This window comes from Rhodopseudomonas sp. BAL398 (assembly GCF_033001325.1).
Taxonomy (GTDB): domain Bacteria; phylum Pseudomonadota; class Alphaproteobacteria; order Rhizobiales; family Xanthobacteraceae; genus JARJEH01.
The window spans coordinates 601,909-616,725 of record NZ_CP133111.1; the positions used below are offsets into that span (position 1 = coordinate 601,909).

Annotated in this window: 20 protein-coding genes; all 20 read left to right on the forward strand. The window is 58.3% G+C overall.

Going from position 1 to position 14,817, the window contains the following annotated elements:
• The first annotated feature begins 195 nt into the window (after positions 1–195).
• Positions 196–1,377 carry a phage portal protein gene (locus RBJ75_RS02760; protein WP_044410553.1) on the forward strand — a complete coding sequence of 394 codons (1,182 nt, stop codon included), beginning with the start codon at positions 196–198 and terminating at the stop codon, positions 1,375–1,377.
• Positions 1,374–2,066, forward strand: coding sequence for a tail assembly protein (locus RBJ75_RS02765; RefSeq protein ID WP_044410556.1), 693 nt, complete (start codon positions 1,374–1,376; stop codon positions 2,064–2,066). The genes RBJ75_RS02760 and RBJ75_RS02765 overlap by 4 nt, the downstream gene beginning before the upstream one ends.
• Complete coding sequence (locus RBJ75_RS02770) at positions 2,063–2,395, forward strand: gene transfer agent family protein (protein WP_044410559.1); 333 nt, start codon at positions 2,063–2,065, stop codon at positions 2,393–2,395. The genes RBJ75_RS02765 and RBJ75_RS02770 overlap by 4 nt, the downstream gene beginning before the upstream one ends.
• On the forward strand, positions 2,382–2,882 hold the full coding sequence (locus tag RBJ75_RS02775) for an HK97 family phage prohead protease (protein WP_044410562.1): 501 nt from the start codon (positions 2,382–2,384) through the stop codon (positions 2,880–2,882). Before RBJ75_RS02770 ends, RBJ75_RS02775 begins: the two co-directional genes overlap by 14 nt.
• Positions 2,882–4,033: a phage major capsid protein gene (locus RBJ75_RS02780; protein WP_044410565.1), complete on the forward strand. Its 1,152-nt coding sequence runs from the start codon at positions 2,882–2,884 to the stop codon at positions 4,031–4,033. Before RBJ75_RS02775 ends, RBJ75_RS02780 begins: the two co-directional genes overlap by 1 nt.
• A gap of 61 nt (positions 4,034–4,094) precedes the next feature.
• Positions 4,095–4,457: a hypothetical protein gene (locus RBJ75_RS02785; RefSeq protein WP_234707398.1), complete on the forward strand. Its 363-nt coding sequence runs from the start codon at positions 4,095–4,097 to the stop codon at positions 4,455–4,457.
• A 4-nt stretch (positions 4,458–4,461) separates the two neighbouring features.
• Complete coding sequence (locus RBJ75_RS02790; RefSeq protein ID WP_044410571.1) at positions 4,462–5,034, forward strand: hypothetical protein; 573 nt, start codon at positions 4,462–4,464, stop codon at positions 5,032–5,034.
• Between the two features lie 95 nt (positions 5,035–5,129).
• The gene (locus RBJ75_RS02795; protein ID WP_160297934.1) at positions 5,130–5,813 is read left to right on the forward strand and encodes a hypothetical protein; all 684 of its coding nucleotides are present in this window, start codon (positions 5,130–5,132) and stop codon (positions 5,811–5,813) included.
• A 16-nt stretch (positions 5,814–5,829) separates the two neighbouring features.
• Positions 5,830–6,114, forward strand: a complete 285-nt coding sequence (locus RBJ75_RS02800) for a head-tail connector protein (RefSeq protein WP_052628914.1) — start codon at positions 5,830–5,832, stop codon at positions 6,112–6,114.
• A complete protein-coding gene (locus tag RBJ75_RS02805) occupies positions 6,111–6,527 on the forward strand; it encodes a DUF3168 domain-containing protein (RefSeq protein ID WP_044410578.1) in 417 nt (138 codons plus the stop codon). Before RBJ75_RS02800 ends, RBJ75_RS02805 begins: the two co-directional genes overlap by 4 nt.
• Positions 6,527–6,844, forward strand: a complete 318-nt coding sequence (locus RBJ75_RS02810) for a phage head closure protein (RefSeq protein ID WP_044410580.1) — start codon at positions 6,527–6,529, stop codon at positions 6,842–6,844. Before RBJ75_RS02805 ends, RBJ75_RS02810 begins: the two co-directional genes overlap by 1 nt.
• A gap of 17 nt (positions 6,845–6,861) precedes the next feature.
• Entirely contained in the window at positions 6,862–7,242 is a 381-nt protein-coding gene (locus RBJ75_RS02815) for a phage terminase small subunit P27 family (protein ID WP_276156464.1), read from the forward strand.
• A complete protein-coding gene (locus tag RBJ75_RS02820) occupies positions 7,211–8,812 on the forward strand; it encodes a terminase large subunit (RefSeq protein ID WP_044410585.1) in 1,602 nt (533 codons plus the stop codon). The genes RBJ75_RS02815 and RBJ75_RS02820 overlap by 32 nt, the downstream gene beginning before the upstream one ends.
• Positions 8,813–8,814: 2 nt before the next feature.
• Positions 8,815–9,201, forward strand: coding sequence for an HK97-gp10 family putative phage morphogenesis protein (locus RBJ75_RS02825; RefSeq protein WP_044410588.1), 387 nt, complete (start codon positions 8,815–8,817; stop codon positions 9,199–9,201).
• Entirely contained in the window at positions 9,194–9,547 is a 354-nt protein-coding gene (locus RBJ75_RS02830; protein WP_044410591.1) for a GTA-gp10 family protein, read from the forward strand. Before RBJ75_RS02825 ends, RBJ75_RS02830 begins: the two co-directional genes overlap by 8 nt.
• Positions 9,528–11,834, forward strand: a complete 2,307-nt coding sequence (locus tag RBJ75_RS02835; RefSeq protein WP_276156465.1) for a hypothetical protein — start codon at positions 9,528–9,530, stop codon at positions 11,832–11,834. The genes RBJ75_RS02830 and RBJ75_RS02835 overlap by 20 nt, the downstream gene beginning before the upstream one ends.
• Positions 11,835–11,922: 88 nt before the next feature.
• Positions 11,923–12,960: a hypothetical protein gene (locus RBJ75_RS02840; RefSeq protein WP_044417512.1), complete on the forward strand. Its 1,038-nt coding sequence runs from the start codon at positions 11,923–11,925 to the stop codon at positions 12,958–12,960.
• 133 nt (positions 12,961–13,093) lie between these two features.
• Positions 13,094–13,543, forward strand: a complete 450-nt coding sequence (locus RBJ75_RS02845; RefSeq protein WP_044417510.1) for a hypothetical protein — start codon at positions 13,094–13,096, stop codon at positions 13,541–13,543.
• Between the two features lie 161 nt (positions 13,544–13,704).
• Positions 13,705–13,869 (forward strand): hypothetical protein, encoded by a 165-nt coding sequence (locus RBJ75_RS02850; protein WP_160297978.1) that lies wholly within the window; start codon positions 13,705–13,707, stop codon positions 13,867–13,869.
• A gap of 91 nt (positions 13,870–13,960) precedes the next feature.
• Positions 13,961–14,713 carry a hypothetical protein gene (locus RBJ75_RS02855; protein ID WP_044417508.1) on the forward strand — a complete coding sequence of 251 codons (753 nt, stop codon included), beginning with the start codon at positions 13,961–13,963 and terminating at the stop codon, positions 14,711–14,713.
• Positions 14,714–14,817: the final 104 nt, after the last annotated feature.

The window sequence follows — 14,817 nt, forward strand, 5'->3', positions numbered from 1 at the left end:
ATATTAAGTAATTGATTTTACTGCGAAAAATGAGTTGCGACTCATTCTCGCCATTATTGAGGCCGATACTTAAGGCGTCGACGGAATCCAGCGCTTAATCAACTGAGCGCCCTGAACCTAAGGCAGCAACAAAGTCGGGGATTTTTCCCCGCCGTTCGCACCTCGCGACGGCACCCCTTTTGTTAGCGAGCCAAATTGTCCGTCACCTCACGATTCCAGAAACTATTCGGCCTTGAGCAGAAGAGCAGCCTAGCCGCGCCTGAGCCTTGGCTGGTCGAACTGTTCGGTTCGCAGCCCGCCTCATCTGGCATCGTTGTGACGCCGCGAGTGGCGATGACGTGCGCCCCGGTGCGCCGCGCTGTTCAGCTCATCAGCGGATCGATCGGTCAGCTTCCCGTTCACGTCTACAAGCGCGACGACGCGGGCAACAAAGAGCGCGACACCGATCATCCCGCATATGCGCTTCTGCATGACCAAGCCAACGACTGGACGCCGGCATCCAAATTTCGTGAGGAATTGACCGCCGATGCGCTTCTGCATCCGCACGGTGGTTTCGCTGAAATCATCCGTGTTGACGACGGCAAGCCGTTTGAACTGATCCGGCTCAACCCGGAAGTCAGCCCCGTCATTGTCAAATATATCGACAGCGAACCGTTCTACAGCGTCGGCGATCGAGAAATCCCGCGCCAAAACATGCTGCACATTCCGAGCCCGTCAATGAGTGGCTTGGGCCTTGTTCACGACGCCCGCGAGACGATCGCACTCGCTATCGCGCTTGAGCGCCACGCCGCGCGGCTCATGGGCAACAGCGCGCGCCCCAGCGGCGTTCTCAGCCTCAAGGGCAAACCCGGACCGGACGACCTGACCAAGGCCGCAGCCGCCTGGAACGCCACGCACGGCGGCAATAAGTCCGGCGGAACCGCTGTGATCCCGATTGAAGCTGTCTGGCAGAGCCTCACATTCACGTCGGTTGATGCGCAGTTCATGGAAATGCGCAAGTTCGCGATTGAAGAGATCGCACGAGTCTTTGGGACGCCCCCGCACATGCTGTTCGAAATGCAGCGGGCCATCCGGGCCAACGCCGAACAAATGGGTTCGGAGTGGATCACCTATTCGCTGCTCTCTTGGATCAAGAAATGGGAAGGCGAAATCCGGCTGAAACTCATCACACCCGAAGAGCGCCGGACATGGTTCGCTGAATTCCTGACTGACGACTTCGCCCGCGCTGATCTGGCTTCGCGCATGGAATCCTACAGCAAGGCAATTGCCGCGAGGATCATCAATCCCAACGAAGCCCGCGCGATGGAAAACCGCCCGCCCTATGTAGGCGGCGACAAGTTCGAAAATCCGAACACAACTGCGGTGCCGCTGCCATGATGCGGACAGTCCACCTTCACGGGAAGCTAAAGAAACAATTCGGCGCGTCGCATCGGTTCGATGTTGCAACAGCGGGCGAGGCTTTGCGCGCGCTCAATTGTGCATTCCCCGGCGACTTTGTCACGGCTCTACAAACCGGCAGCTACCAGCTTGTACGTGGCGCACGTCATACCGGCGCGTCACTTGCCGACTTGAAGCTGATCAATCATCTAAAGCTCGGTGCGGCCGATCTGCACCTGATCCCGGCGGCAAAGGGCGCTGCCAGTAGTAAGGGCACGGCAAAGGTTATTCTTGGCGCAGCGCTTATAGGTGGCGCGATCTTTCTGTCGGGCGGCACGCTCGCGGCTCCGCTCTCACTGCTGTCTGGCCCGGTGCTACCCGGCATCGGTATCACTTGGGGCAATATTGCGATGGTCGGGTTAGGCATCACGCTCGCTGGCGCCTCGACCCTTCTGGCAAAACCAGCAGCGACAGCGACTGACACTGAGGCCGACAAGTCCAAAACCCTGAGCGGTGCTGGCAACAACGGCATTCAAGGCGCCGGAATTCAGCTCATCTACGGCGAGACGATGGTGGTCTCCACCATGATCTCGATGGATGCGGATATCGAAGACACCGGCGTCTATATCGATAGTTCTGGCTCGATTGCCGATCCCTACAATTCCACACCCGTTGGAGGGATCGGATGATGACCGCACCGCACCGCGCGTTCTTCGGCGACGCAGAATATGAGTTTCGAATCACCGCCAGCTTGATCTCCGAACTTGAGCGCAAAACGAACGCCGGGATCGGCACGCTCTGTTCCCGCATCTTTGCACGGCAGTTTACCCAAGCTGACATCAACGAAACGATCCGGCTGGCATTGATCGGCGGTGGCGTTGCACCTGAACGCGCCGCCTCGTTGATCGCAAGCTACGCTGTCGACCGTTCGCTTTCTGAAACATATCCGCTGGCGGTAGCGATCTTGGACGCCCTTTGGTTCGGACAACCGCATGAGGCATCCAATGGACAGACTTGAAATCAAGGCCGCGATCACCGTTGACGACACTGGCACGATCACCGGAAACGCATGGCCGTTCGGTTCTGCCGATAGCAGTAACGACATCATCACCAAGGGCGCGTTTCATTTCGCCGTTGCCGAGCTGCCCATGCTGTTCGGTCACAACCCCGATGACCTGATCGGCACATGGAATGAAGCGACCGAAACCCCTGACGGGCTTGTCACCAAGGGCAAGCTGCACATGGAACAGCCCCGCGCTCGCGCGGTGCATGGACTGATCAAGGGCGGCCTCGTTACCGGGCTTTCGATAGGCTTCAAAGCGAAAGCGTTCACGCGCCAAGGCCGCAACCGCGTCATTTCGGCGTTGGATCTCTTTGAGATCAGCGTCGTCCGCAACCCCATGCACCCGCGCGCTCGCATCCTCAGCGCCAAATCAGAAGACACGGCCCTCGCCATCGCCGAGGCCATCAACCGCGCCACGGCAGCGCTAAGGACGAACCACTGATGAATATTCTTGCTCTCGAATTCAAGGACGCCGGGGATGAACACGATCCCGCGACCGTCGTAACCGAAGCGCTTGCGGCTTTTAAGACCGCAATCGACGGCCGTCTGACCGCCATGGAAACCAAGTCTGACGATACCAAGCTCAAGGCTCGGATCGACAGCATGGAAGCCAAGCTCAATCGCCCTGGCATCGTCGAAGTCAAGTCCGACAACGAGAACGGCGGCATTGAGCGAAAGGCGTTCGCGTCCTTCGTTCGCAGTGGTCGCGAGGCCATGGGCCTCGACGAAGTCAAAAGCCTTGTCGTCGCCAACGACACGCTGGGCGGCTACCTCGCGCCGGCTCAGCTTTCGACCGAAATGATCCGGCTGTTGACGCTGTTCTCGCCAGTCCGGGCGGCCGCATATGTCGGTCAGACCGGTTCGCCGTCAGTCATCTTGCCCAAGCGCACCGGCATCACCAACGCTCTCTGGGAAGGCGAGACCGAAGCCTCCGAAGAATCCGAGCCGGCTTTCGGTCAGCTCGAAATTCCGATCTTTGGAATGAAGACCTACACCGACATTTCGGTGCAGTTGCTTGAGGATTCGGTCCAGAACGTCGAAGCCGAGTTGTCGATGGCGCTGTCTGAAGACTTCGGCAAGAAAGAGGGCTCAGCGTTCATCAACGGCACCGGCAATAAGCAGCCGCGCGGCGTCATGGTGCATCCGGACGTTGCCTATACGGCAAACGGCCACGCGACCGTCCTGAGCGCCGACGCTCTGATCGACCTCTTGCATTCGCTGCCCCCGGCGTACCGCAACAACGGCGCTTGGATGCTCAACTCGACTTCGGTTGCGACCATCCGCAAGCTCAAGAATACCGTCGGCGACTATCTTTGGCGCGATGCGCTCAGCGACGGCAACCCGGCGACCATCCTTGGCCGTCCGGTGATCGAAGCCGTCGACATGCCTGACGTGGCGTCCGGCGCGTTCCCGATCGCATTCGGCGATTTCAACGCCGGGTATCGCATCTATGACCGCGTCTCGCTTGCGGTGCTTCGCGACCCCTACACCATGGCAAAGAACTCGCTCGTTCGCTTCCACGCGCGTCGTCGCGTCGGCGGTGACGTGGTGAGGCCGGAAGCCATCCGTAAACTCAAGATGGCCACGACCTAAAGGAAATCATGTCATGAGAGATTCTTTTCACAACCAGAAGTTCGTCACGGCCATTGCGCCGGTGACGGTCACCGATAACGCGCCGATCGTCGGCGTGATTGTCAGTCATGCCGGTTTCAACTCACTGACCTATGCCATTCAGTCCGGCATCGTTGCCGACACCGACGCATGGTTCGCCGTGTTGCTGGAACATGGCGACGCGCCGGATATGTCCGACGCCGTCGCGGTGCCCGACGACAACCTGCTCGGCACCGAAGCGCTTGCGGGCTTCACCTTCGCAGACGATGCCGCGACGCGAAAGCTCGGCTACGTCGGTGACAAACTCTACACGCGACTGACGATCACCCCGAACGCGAACACCGGCAGCGCGCCGGTTTCCGCAATGGGCGTGCTCAGTCACGCCAACACGCGCCCGGTGGCGTAAGAAAATGCGGCTCGCAGATGATGAAATCACGATCACGCTGGATCAAGAGACGATTTACCTTCGTCCATCGCTGCGCGCTGCGTTTCGTCTGGAACGTCGGCACGATGGTTTCGACAAGATCCTTAAGGGCATTGCCGATGGCAATGTTTCTATTATGGCCGATGTAATCCGCGAGAGCGCTTACGAGCGCTCTTCGCTGCTGGACCTCTTGGAATGCATCACCGTCTTGCCCTTGAGCATTGCGGTCGATCGTATCGCCGAACCGTTGATTGCCCATGTCTTGATACTTGCGGGCATCGATAGTGCAGCGGCCGAACCCCAGCCCGACGCCGAGCGTATCCCGTTCGCCGAATACCACACTCGGCTTTTCAGGCTCGCTACCGGATGGCTAGGCTGGCCGCCAACCGACGCATGGAACGCCACTCCAGCCGAAATCACCGAAGCCTACCAAGGCCGGCGTGAGCTGCTGACTGCCATGTTCGGCAGCGGCAAGACGGATACCGACATCACCAATCCCGATGAAGAGACCCGGCGCGAATTGAACGCGATCGGCAATCTCGATAACTTCAATGTGTAGAAGCGCAATGCCGATGAAACCCCCTCGAATTTGCGTATGCGGCAACAAGGTCGCTGGTGACGCTATCTGTGTGTGTCGGCAACGTAGCAAGGCGGATGCAGATCGACGGCGTCCATCTGCGCAAGCGCGTGGATACGATGGCAAGTGGCAGCGAGAGAGCAAGGCGTTCCTGGCTCTCCCAGCCAACCGCCTATGTTCATGCGGCTGCGGTCGCACCGCCAACATGGTCGATCATATCATTCCGCACCGTGGCGACAAGCGCCTGTTCTGGTCGCGGTCGAATTGGCAACCAATGGCAAGCTCACCTTGCCACAACAGCCGCAAACAGTCCCTCGAACGATCAACTCAAATCAGGAACTAACACCATGCCTAAAGTTCGCTTGCTCACACATCGAGGCCACACCGACACTATTTGCGGCTGGGCAACGCTTAGGGGCCTGAGCCGGCAGACCATTGCTGTTCGGCTACATCGTGGATGGACTCTTGCGGATGCGCTCATGACGCCCAACAGCGCGCGCGGTCCAGCACGAGCGGCACGATTGATTGCGAGGAACAACGCTACCGTCGAACGTGACAGCGTTTGTTTGGTCCAATTCCCTCTGTCCGAAGAGATCAAGCGCGAGCACCTCGCCATGCGCCGTCAGTTCACCAGCACGCTTCGTCAGTTCAATCGCGACATCGAAGCAATCATCAGCCGCTCATTGGACCGGGGGGTGGTCCCCGACATTTTGAAAGCGCCTTCTGACCGGTCATCTCCAGTGACGCGAGAGCGTGTCTAAATAGGGGTTTTGTGAAATGACAGTTTTGCTTGCCGACATGAAGGCTCACTTGCGGGTCACGATCGACGATGACGACCTACTGATCATGGACAAGATCGCCACCGCCACGGAATGGGTGCTGAAATACACCGCCATTTCCAGCGAGGCGACCGTGCCCGGTCCAGTTAACGAAGCAATTCGCCAGATCGCGGCGCACCTCTATGCCAACCGCGAGGCGAGCCTAGTCGGCGTCACGGCGCAATCGCTGCCGTTCGGGACGCTGGATTTGCTCGCGCCATACACACCTTTCGTGTGCGGATGACAGCTTTTGAACCCTCATTGGAGCTTCAAAAGGCGATCTATGATCGTCTATTGGCGAGCGCTGACCTGATGGCCTTGGTGTCCGTTGACGCCGTGCTGGACGCCAACGGGCGCCCTGAGCTTATGCCATGCGTCAATATTGGCGAGGGTCAGACGGTCTACAGGCGGTTCAACTCGACAAGCCACGCCACCTTGCACGTTTGGGTGCAGGAATCGGGCCTGACCGCGTCAAAGCAGATCGTCGGCGCGATCGTTGATGCGCTCAGGGTTGACGCTCAGATCGACGGCGTTCTGCACCTCGAACACTTCACCTGCCATGACCTTGGCGTAACCCAAACCCGGTTCATGCGCGACCCGCACGGCTCCTACAGCCACGGCATCGTCACCCTTGCCGGCATCATGGAGCCGAATTGATGCGTGCCGGCGACCTGGACAGAACAATCCGCATTGAACGCGCGACGACCACGCCCAACGAATTGGGCGTGCCGCATGCCGCTTGGGCCTTGGTCGCCACGATGCGCGCTCAAGTCTTGCAGTTCGCAACCGATGATCGCGAAGGCGAGCGCGGCCACACCACGGACCAGACAATCACCTTCCGGACACGCTGGATTGACGGCGTCGATCTGAGCAATCGCGTCGTCTATCAGGATCAACCGTTCACGATCCGCCAGATCAAGGAAATTGGCCGACGTGTCGGATTGGACATTGTGTGCGAGCGCGTTGGTCCATGAGAGGCCGCAAGCCCGAGATGGCTACCGATCGCAACGCCCTCGATGCCGTGATCAATGCGCCCGCATGGCTGTCGAAGCACGCCAAAGCAGAATGGCGTCGGGTCATGCCTGATCTGACCAAGCGACGCATTCTCACGGCGGCTGATCTCGGGAGTCTGGAAAGCTACTGCATCGCGATCGGTCAGGTCCGCGACATGGAGAGCCTGATCAGCAAGGACGGTCACGTCGTCGAAACGTCGCGGGGCTTGCGGGCGCACCCCGCCGTCAGAATTCAATCGGACGCCATGACGCGCGCTCGACTCCTAGCCGCGGAACTTGGGCTTACGCCCGTGTCGCGTTCCCGTCCGGCGATACGCGATGATGAAAATGAAGACGACTTATCCTTTCTGGATCGATGATGATTCAGAAATCCCCGACACATTCGGCGACGGCGAAAAGGCGATTCGGTTCCTGCGCAATCTCAGGCATCCGAAATCGACGGCGCCCGGTCGCGCGTTTCAACTTGACCGTTGGATGGAACGGATCATCCGGCGCATCTATGGCCCGCGTCATCCGGACGGCACCCGTATCGTCAAAACGGTGTTCGCGATGATCCCGCGCGGTAACCGCAAGACCACTCTAGGGGCGGCTCTGACCCTTCTGCACACCATCGGCCCTGAGAAGGTTCAGGGCGGTCAGGTCATATGCGCCGCTGCGGACCAAAAGCAGGCGCGAATTGCCTTTGAAGAGGCCGTTGGCGTCATCCGCGAAGATCCCCGGCTTGCCCGGCTGGTCAAAATTGAAGACTACCGCAACCGTTTCAGAGACATCAGGTCCGGCTCTTTGGTTGAGGCAATTTCCGCCGATGCCAAAACGCAGCACGGCCGGACGCCGAATTTCACGCTGATGGATGAATTGCACGCCTGGCCGAAACGCGACCTATGGGAAGCGCTCAAGACCGGCCTGCTAAAGGCAAAGGGTTCGCTCAACGTGATCATCACGACGGCGGGACGCGGGCAGGAAAGCATTGCCTATGATCGATATTCCTACGCGCGGAAGGTGGCACTTGGCGAGATCGACGACCCGGCAACATTGCCGATCTTGTTCGAAGCCCCGGCCGATTGTGATTGGCGCGACGAAACGATCTGGCACCGGGTCAATCCGGGCCTGAAGTTCGGGTATCCGGACCTTGAAGGCGTTCGTCAGTTCGCGCGGGAATCTGAGAATAGCCCCGGCGACCGTGAGAGCTTTCGCAAGCTCAATCTAAATATTTGGTTGGACCATTCGACGAACCCCTTCGTCGATATGGCGACCTACGATCACGGCTCCGCACCGATCGATTTCGAAGCGCTACTCGGCAAGCCGTGCTGGGTTGGCGTCGACATGAGCACCACGACGGACTTGACCGCCGTCGTTGCCTGCTTTCGTGACGATGACCGCTTTGTTGTGGTGCCGCATTTCTTCTGCCCGGCCGACAACCTTCGCGCCCGCTCCGAAAGGGACGGCGTTCCTTATGTGCAATGGGGTATGGACCGTTTCATCACCCCAACCGCTGGCAACGTCATTGATTACCGGGCAGTTGAGCTTTGCATCCGCGACCATTGCGAGCGCTATGACGTTCGCGAGATCGCTTTTGACGTAGCCTATGCCCAAGGCGTGATGGCTCCACTTCAAGAGGCCGGCTTGCCCGTCATGACCATGCGTCAGGGCTGGGTGACGCAATCGCCAGCGCTGAACGAACTTGAGCGCGCGATCGTCGGCCGCAATTTCCAGCACGGCGGTCACCCTGTCTTGCGCTGGTGCTTTTCGAACATCGCCATTCACACCGACGGCGCTGGCAACCGGACCATGCACAAGGGCAAGAGCACCGATCGAATCGACGGCGCGTCGGCGACGTGGATGGCCTTGGCGCGGGCCGCCGCTGGCGAGGATCAGCGATCATTCTACAGCAATCCGGCGGTCACCCCTGAAATGTTGATCTGGAACTGATCATGACTGATGACCAAGAGCTTCAAAACTATCTGAGCGGGTTATCGGACAAGATTCGTGCACCGCTAGCCGACGCCATCCGTGAGCAAGCTGAGTTGCTATCGCAGGCGCAACAAGACGCGCTCAAGCAATTGGAGCAGCCACCCGAAGAAACCGGGGATTTGGTCCGGTCTTGCGTTGTCGTTAGCGGGCCTTCGGACCTTGAGCTTTCGGTTCAGGTTGGCGGGGATGCCACCACCAATAACGGATACGATCGGGCGCTTTCGTTTGAATATGGGACTTCGCATCAACCGGCTCGCTCATTCTTCTATTCGACTTATCAAGCACGCCGCGACGACATGCAAGACGCCATCAACGAAGCTCTAAAGGAGGCCCTGAACAATGTCTGACACCAGCAAATGCGCCCGTGAAGTTACATGGGCGAGCGGCACCCACATATTCGATCTGAGCCACCCGTGGGTTCGCAGTGTGCTTTCGATCCGTGGTCTACCCGGCCCGAATGGGGCCTCGCCAGCAGCGTGTCTCGCGCGGTTTCATGGTGGAACCTATTCGATCGACGATTGCGAGCGGGTCATTGAACTTGGACTTATCGGGGGCGGCGCGACACGGGCGGCAGCCGCAACCTTGCTCAAGGAACACGTTCAAGGGCAGCCGTTGGCGCTGAACGCCATGATTGCGATCGACATTCTGGCCGCTCTGTTCGTGGGGGCTCAAAATGTCGATTCCGTCGCTTAATATTCCGATCAAGGTCAATCTTGACGACTTCCGAAAGGGCATGAGTGAGGCCAGCAGCAGCGTCAGCAAAGCATCGGACTTCATCGCCAAGGAATTCATGAAGATGAACATCGGCGCCGCGAAGGTGATCGCACCTCCGGCGTTCTCAGCCATCGGCGCCGCGCTACCGCCGCTGGTGTCGGCGTTTGGCCCGATGATCGCGCGCCTCGCGGCTTTCAAAGCCGGTATTGATCTGGTGACGGTCGCGATCGGGGCTGCGAGGTCGCAGATCACCGAAATGGTCGCAATTGCCGACAAGGCGAGCTTGCTGACCGTCACGCCGGCATTCTTTCAATCGTTTCTGTCCGAATCCCATGGCCTCAAGGTGAGCACCGAAGAGCTTGAAGGCGCGCTGACTCATGCCTTCAATGCGACGAAAGAGAAGTCGCCGATCGACCTTGCCGCATGGGAGACGGGCAAAGACCGCATTACCGTAGTTGAATCCGCGTTGCGCATCTACAACGAGACCCTCGCCAAGTCCGCTGGCACACAACTACAGGGGCTAGTTCTGTTTCGCGACGCGGATAGCCAAGAGAAAAAGGTCAAGGCCGTCCTGCTGGCGATGGTCCAGCTCAAGGATATCGGCCAAGAGACCGCCGCGCTCGACATCGGCGAGAAGATGTTTGGAAGTCAATTTGTCGATCGAATCCGGCAAGGCAAGACATCGGCCGAAAGCATTCTTCTCTCAATGAAGGCCGCTGCGGCCGCCGACGACGGCATATTTTCGAACACGATGGTCATGCGGGCAAAGCAGGTGGATGACCAGCTCAAGCTCTCGCATGATCGATTGACGCGCGGACTCAAGCCGTCGTGGGATGATCTGACGGGAACGCTGCTCACAATCAAGGGCTATTGGGCTGATGTAGTGGATCTGATCGGCAAGGCCGTCGATTTCACGAACCGGCTTGGCCTGACAAGTGAAAAGGTTCGGATCAGAAGCGAGCTGGACAGCGTGAACGAAGCCGTCAAGAACGGTACCGGCTTGTTCGGTCTGCCACAGGTGCCGGAATCTGTAACGAGCGCTCTTGGAATGCAGTCACCTCAAACGCGCCTGAGAGAACGACAGCAGCGTTTGCAGGCTCAGCTTGACGCGATGGACCGTGGCATGGCGGAAGGTCCGGACCTTCCGAAGGCATCGCGCGGTACCGGTGAAGCCCCGAAATTCAAGCCAACCGATTCCACAGCCGCCCGCGACCCGTTCGACATCACCGTCGATGCCGTCAACAAGCGCATTGCGGCACTGAATGCCGAGACCGCGACCATCGGCCAAGGTTCGGATGCGCGCGCCCGAGCCGCAACGGTTGCCCAGCTCGAAGCGGCGGCAAAACGTGCCAACACCGCCGCAGGCTTGGAAAATACTGCCGTTACGGCAAAGCAGCGTGCCGAGATCGACAAGGAAGCCGACGCCATGCTTAGGGCAGCGGCGGCGGCGGAAAAGGCTCAGGTCGGCGACGGCATCAAGTTCGGCCGGAACACGTCGCTGCTTACGTCGGACGACGTTCAGATCGCAACGCAGCTCAGGGGCCTTTACCCGGACGTTGCCACGGCTCTGGACAGCGTTGAGGCGTCGGCCATGCGAACGAACGAAGCCATGAGGGGCATATCTGGCACGCTCTCAAGCGGGCTTGCCGCCGGCCTTACCGATATCGCCACCCACTCGAAGACTGTCGGGCAGAGCTTTTCGGAGATGAGCACCATTGCCATTCGGGCAATAGAGGAAATGATCATCAAGATTGCGATCGTGGCGCCAATCATGCGGGCGTTGCAGGGCGGCTTTGGTGGATTCTCGACCGGCGGGCTTGTGTCAGTGTTGCCCTTGCCCGGCGCTGGCGACTTCATCGGCCCGGTGATGCGAGCCGATGGTGGTGTCATCAATGGGCCTGGCACTGGCACCTCAGATTCGATCCCCGCGCGCCTGAGCGATGGCGAATTCGTCGTGAATGCCCGCGCAACGGCTCAGAACCGCTCGCTTCTAGAACTGATCAACAGCGGACGGATGAAGGGTTTCGCGGCTGGTGGTCTGGCATCCAACCTTCCGAGTACACCTGACAGCTCCGCCATGATCGGTGGTCAGACGGTGCACGTCGCGCCAACCATCAATGTGAGTGTTGCGGGAGGCTCGCGCGGTGCGCAGGCGGACGCCGCAATGGGTGAGCAGATCGCCAAGGCGGTGGAGGACTCCGTAAGGGGCATCGTCGCCAGCGAACTTCGGACCCAAAGCCGACCCGGCGGAGTTCTTCGAAGATAAATCAGAGTCAGCGCATCTCAGCGCTATATTGAACCAGAATGGGGGCAGCCCGGAAAAGCCGCCCCCGTAGTCCAAGGAAGGAAACGCGATGCCGTCGCGCCCCCATGACGATAAGTATAGCACCGAAACGTCCAAAATCGAAAATAATGACGACGCCAACGATGATATTTCTGAGGCGGAATTCGATAGGATCATGCGCGCCGCCGATGACCGGCAACGCTTCGAAGCTAAGCATGGAGCCAGTTTCACCAAAGAAGAGCTTGACCAGCTCATGGCCGCTTTGGACCCGTGCGACGGGGCCGCTGATCCAGTCGCGCCCGATCCCGTTGTTCAGCCTGAGCCTGTTGCAGCGTGGTCGGAAAAGGTCACCAAGCCAGAATCCGAGCGGTCGGAAATAGTCACTGCCCCACCCACGAAACCGCTGTCGAAAAAAGTCACGCGGCGCTTCCGCCAGTCAGACACCAACGACCGAGAAACCATTGATAAGATTCAGGCGTTCGAGGTTCCGATCGAATGGGCGAGTACAGACCCTTTAGTGCACATTTTCACCACCCCTCAATCACCCCCTCATAAGCCCTCAAACGACAACGCCAACAACATCCCCGTGTGGGATCTCACGAAGGACAGGGTAAAGCTCGCGGCGTCAACCTGGGCTCTAGAAACGTCAGGGAAGCACCCCGTCTCGTGGACGCTCAATCTGACACCCAAGCGGATTGCCGAGGCCCAGCGCTACCCCAAGGGCTTCACAGAGTCATTGCTGCGTGATCTCAACCGGGCGTTCAAGCGTGAGCTTGGCTCCACCCCTCTCTACTGGGTCAGCGCCGACGTGACCAAGGACGATCGCCTTCACCTTCACGGCGCTATCGCGGCTGATCCCCAAGAGCTGAACAGGATCGAAAACGTCCTGCGGCGTGTCGGCGGTCATGGTCCGAAGGGCGTCAAGAATGACCGCATGGTCGATCTCAACGTCGTGCGCTGCGATGAAGGCTGGGCAATCTATGCCATCCGGAACGCCCCCAAGGTGCGCCGATTGATCACGGGCAGGACTTCGAGCATCACCGGCCCGCTGCGTTCAGAGGGCAAATGGTTCTATGATACGGTGCGACGGATCATGCGCGCGGCGTGATCGAGCAAATGCGGCCATTGTTTGACACTTCCTATCGAACCTGCGAGTGCAGGCTGCACATGATTGAGTGCATCAACGGACGGGGCTGGAAAATATAACCAACAATTGCCCCGGCGATTCTCTGGGACGCGGAATGAAAAATCTTGTCAGTGTTATCACGATAGTCGCTGCATCTGTCGGTCTAGCGGGTTGCATTTCTACTCAGGAAATGCCGCTAGCCCCAAACATCGTTCGTATCGATACACAGGCCCGAGGGCTCCTCTTCACGGGGCAGACCGTCCCGGCGACAATGCGAGCAGCCGCGAAGGCGACCCTTGATCGCGGCTATACGCATTTTCAATTTGCGGACGCGGGCGTTCAACAAGGTTCCGTTGTAGCCGGTGCAGTTGCTTCGTCCAACACCAACTATAATGGCACGTATGGACGTGGCTCGTTCTCCGGAACTTCAAACAGCCTCGGAACAGCAAGCGTGATCCACGCTCCTACATCCGGTGCAGCCGCAACGGTGATTATGTTCCACGCCAACGAGCCGGGTGCGCAAAATGCATTCGAGGCGCAGCAGGTGCTCAAACAGTACCAGTGAAGGCCGCTTCGCGGATCGCATCAACGCAAGAAGGGCACCACCGTCCTTATGATCATGCGGGCGGCGTGAAATAGTCAATAACTACTTGTTTGACACGATTCATCGAACCTGCGAATCAGGCGGTGCACCTTGAGTGCATTGATCGAACCGGGTTGGAAATCATGACCGCGATTTACGTCGAAACCGAAGCCTATCGTCGCGCTGTTGCTGAACTTGCGGCAATCGACGGCCCGAACACGGATCAGATCAAAATCTGGCTTGGCGAGAACTACAACATCTGGCCGGCATCGATCCGAGCCGACGCAAACCGCCCACTATACGGTTGATCTTCGTCATCGTACTGTGGAATTCTAGTTGCGCGAAGCAATTCGCGGGGTGAATGTAGTGGGAGTTTCCAATTAGCCCCGAGGACGAAAAGTGGAAGATGACTTCAAGAGCGCGCTGGCATTATTAGGTGGCGGTGCCGTCATTTTGGCTGGTTTGTCGGGCTTTGCGTATTGGTTGTTTAAGCTGTTCAGCGAGAAGTGGCTCACCGCTAAATTTAACGAACGGCTGGAAGCCTACAAACATCAACAAATAAAGGAATTGGAGGAATTTCGTTTCAAGATCAGCGGCTTACTTGATCGAACCACGAAGCTTTACCAGCGCGAATTCGAAGTGTTGCCCGAAGCTTGGTCAAAGCTGGTGATCGCCCACGCCACTGTTGAAAGCGTGGTCTCCGCTCTGCAACAGCATCCCGATCTCGCTCAGATGAATCCGAATCAACTCGAAGAGTTCATTCAAAAGTCGTCGCTTAATCAATGGCAAAAGGACGAACTGCGAAGCTCTCCGAGCAAGACAAAATATTACCAGACCGCGAGCAATTGGGTCCGAATGTGGGACGCACAAGAGCTTTGTCGCGATTATTTTGTATATGAACGAAGGAATGGAATCTTCATAAGAAACGAAATCAAAGATGCCTTCAATGCGATTTCCAGGCTGATGAATGACGCACTCTTGGAATACAAATTCGAACTTCAATTCGGCGATACAGACTACCGGAACACGCTGGAGCGCTGGGCTGAGCGTCGGAAATTCTCGAAGCAAAGCAAGCAACTCTTAGACGACGTCGAAAAGATCGTTCAGCAAAGGCTTTGGGATTCGCAAGATGCGTTTGCTCCCTCGCCATAACTCGTTCGCTCGGAAAGGCTTGTGAAGCAATCCAAATCGCTCTTGGCAATCTGGCATCATGATTGACCAATGACCTCTTGCATCAAACGATCCCCCGCGCTTAA

What these genes read in the sequence shown, in the direction of transcription:
- RBJ75_RS02765 (WP_044410556.1), top strand. Translation starts at nt 1,374, where the DNA reads ATGATGCGGACAGTCCACCTTCACGGGAAGCTAAAGAAACAATTCGGC.
- RBJ75_RS02770 (WP_044410559.1), top strand. Translation starts at nt 2,063, where the DNA reads ATGATGACCGCACCGCACCGCGCGTTCTTCGGCGACGCAGAATATGAG.
- RBJ75_RS02775 (WP_044410562.1), top strand. Translation starts at nt 2,382, where the DNA reads ATGGACAGACTTGAAATCAAGGCCGCGATCACCGTTGACGACACTGGC.
- RBJ75_RS02780 (WP_044410565.1), top strand. Translation starts at nt 2,882, where the DNA reads ATGAATATTCTTGCTCTCGAATTCAAGGACGCCGGGGATGAACACGAT.
- RBJ75_RS02790 (WP_044410571.1), top strand. Translation starts at nt 4,462, where the DNA reads ATGCGGCTCGCAGATGATGAAATCACGATCACGCTGGATCAAGAGACG.
- RBJ75_RS02795 (WP_160297934.1), top strand. Translation starts at nt 5,130, where the DNA reads ATGCAGATCGACGGCGTCCATCTGCGCAAGCGCGTGGATACGATGGCA.
- RBJ75_RS02800 (WP_052628914.1), top strand. Translation starts at nt 5,830, where the DNA reads ATGACAGTTTTGCTTGCCGACATGAAGGCTCACTTGCGGGTCACGATC.
- RBJ75_RS02805 (WP_044410578.1), top strand. Translation starts at nt 6,111, where the DNA reads ATGACAGCTTTTGAACCCTCATTGGAGCTTCAAAAGGCGATCTATGAT.
- RBJ75_RS02810 (WP_044410580.1), top strand. Translation starts at nt 6,527, where the DNA reads ATGCGTGCCGGCGACCTGGACAGAACAATCCGCATTGAACGCGCGACG.
- RBJ75_RS02815 (WP_276156464.1), top strand. Translation starts at nt 6,862, where the DNA reads ATGGCTACCGATCGCAACGCCCTCGATGCCGTGATCAATGCGCCCGCA.
- RBJ75_RS02820 (WP_044410585.1), top strand. Translation starts at nt 7,211, where the DNA reads ATGAAGACGACTTATCCTTTCTGGATCGATGATGATTCAGAAATCCCC.
- RBJ75_RS02825 (WP_044410588.1), top strand. Translation starts at nt 8,815, where the DNA reads ATGACTGATGACCAAGAGCTTCAAAACTATCTGAGCGGGTTATCGGAC.
- RBJ75_RS02830 (WP_044410591.1), top strand. Translation starts at nt 9,194, where the DNA reads ATGTCTGACACCAGCAAATGCGCCCGTGAAGTTACATGGGCGAGCGGC.
- RBJ75_RS02835 (WP_276156465.1), top strand. Translation starts at nt 9,528, where the DNA reads ATGTCGATTCCGTCGCTTAATATTCCGATCAAGGTCAATCTTGACGAC.
- RBJ75_RS02840 (WP_044417512.1), top strand. Translation starts at nt 11,923, where the DNA reads ATGCCGTCGCGCCCCCATGACGATAAGTATAGCACCGAAACGTCCAAA.
- RBJ75_RS02845 (WP_044417510.1), top strand. Translation starts at nt 13,094, where the DNA reads ATGAAAAATCTTGTCAGTGTTATCACGATAGTCGCTGCATCTGTCGGT.
- RBJ75_RS02850 (WP_160297978.1), top strand. Translation starts at nt 13,705, where the DNA reads ATGACCGCGATTTACGTCGAAACCGAAGCCTATCGTCGCGCTGTTGCT.